Origin of the sequence: Paenibacillus sp. OT2-17 (assembly GCF_009827695.1) — a bacterium.
Taxonomy (GTDB): domain Bacteria; phylum Bacillota; class Bacilli; order Paenibacillales; family Paenibacillaceae; genus Paenibacillus; species Paenibacillus polymyxa_B.
The window spans coordinates 1-2,122 of record NZ_WUDQ01000603.1; the positions used below are offsets into that span (position 1 = coordinate 1).

Consider the following 2,122-nt stretch of genomic DNA (forward strand, 5'->3'; position numbering starts at 1 on the left):
AACTGAAATTTCCCAAAGAATATCATCTATAACAGGTGGCGCTCCATGGGCCGTGTTTATGGTCCTGCTTGCTGGAGTAGAGAGCTTATTGCATAAATACACAGGTGAGGAACGTGTGCTGCTGGGCATCCCGGTAGCCAAGTCTGGCAACGGTGCTACAAAGCCGATCAACCATCTGCTTTTATTGAAAAATACGCTGGATTCCAGCACAACCTTCAAAGCTTTGCTGTCTCAAATCAAAACCTCTGTCGGCGAAGCTATTGAACATCAAAACATTCCTTTTTGGAACTATTCTGAATTACTTGACATTCAACGTAATGAGGATGAAAAGCCTCTTATTCACACCACAGTATCCTTGCAAAATATTCATATTTCTGATTTTTTAAATCACGTACAATCTGAACTGGATTTCCAGTTTCAATGGGAACATGAAGCGGTCTCCCTGAACGTAAAGTATAGTAGCGACCGTTATAGCGAGACGACGATTGAGCAATTTGTTGAGCAGCTTCTGCGGCTGTACACTATTGTTTTGCAGCAGCCAGAGTTGGCGATTTCCACAGCACAAGTACTGTCAGAGCAAGAAGTAGAGCAGCTGGTCCATACCTTCAACGATACAACTGTGGATTATCCACGTCATGCGTCTATTCATGAATTGTTCGTGAAACAGGCGAAGCAGGCACCACAGCAGGTGGCGGTAGTGTGTGGGCAAGATAGCCTAACCTATGCAGAATTGAATGAAAAGGCCAACCGACTGGCTCATTCTTTACGTAAGCAGGGAATCCGCACTGAGCAGACGGTCGGCATTGTAGCTGAACGCTCGATTGAGATGATTGTCGGTATGCTCGGAATTCTCAAAGCAGGTGGAGCGTATGTACCCATTGATTCTGATTACCCGGATGAGCGTATACGCTATTTGCTGCAGGATTCCGGTGCGGACATACTGCTCGTGCAGCGAATGGAACATCGGCCCACTGATTTTAAGGGAATGGTGCTTGACCTTAGCGATGCTGCAATTTATGGAACGGATGATGCTGATCGTTACGATCCAATTTTACCGAATGATCACGGGACGAATACTGATCCGGGATACGTGGACTGCCTAGATCCGTTCTACTCCATTTTCGCCAGTCCCGAACTTGCTTTTACGACAACCATACAACCAGAAACCATGCAACCAAAAGCTACGCAATCAGAACAAGCAGAACAAATACAGCAGGCTTATGCAGCTGGAGAACAACCGAAGGCGAGCGCAGCTGGTCGTTTGGCCTATATTATGTACACCTCAGGGACTACAGGCCAGCCCAAAGGGGTTATGGTGGAGCACCGTAATGTCGTGCGTTTGGTGACAAACACAAATTATGCACGCTTGAATGCCGACACGCGCATTTTGCAGACCGGGTCTGTTGTCTTTGACGCGTCCACCTTCGAAATTTGGGGTGCGTTATTGAACGGTGGACAGCTGGTGTTGGTGAGTCAGGATGTTATTTTGGACGCGCCCAAGCTCAAGGAAGTTGTTCGCAATCACGGCATTACCACGATGTGGCTGACCGCACCACTCTTTAATCAGCTATCCCAGCAGGACTTGGAACTATTTGAGGGGATGCGGGAGCTATTGGTTGGTGGTGATGTGCTGTCCGTACCGCATATTAACCGGGTATTGGAGGCCCATCCGAATCTACATATCATTAACGGCTATGGTCCGACGGAAAATACGACCTTTTCCACTACACATGCCATTACCAGCGTTCAATCGGGATCTGTGCCTATTGGCAGCCCGATCCATAACTCGACGGCATATGTCGTGGACCGTTCGATGCAGCTCCAGCCTATTGGAGCGTGGGGGGAGCTGATCGTCGGCGGTGACGGGGTGGCTCGCGGATATCGCAACCGCCCAGACCTGACGACCGAAAAGTTCATCGACAGCCCGTTCCGTGGCGGCGAACGCTGCTATCGTACAGGGGACCTGGTGCGTTGGAATGCGGACGGGACGCTGGAATATAAGGGACGAATCGACGCGCAGGTGAAAATTCGAGGCTACCGGATTGAGCTGGGCGAGGTGGAAGCACAGCTGTTGAAGCTGGAGGCAGTCCGAGAAGCTGTTGTAATTGCACATGAAGATGAG

The 2,122-nt window shown here is 49.5% G+C and carries 1 protein-coding gene; it reads left to right on the top strand.

The genetic code is table 11. The annotated features are described in order from the left end of the window. Positions 1–2,122 (top strand): non-ribosomal peptide synthetase (locus GRP75_RS25110; RefSeq protein ID WP_160790686.1); only part of this gene is annotated, 2,122 nt, incomplete at both ends.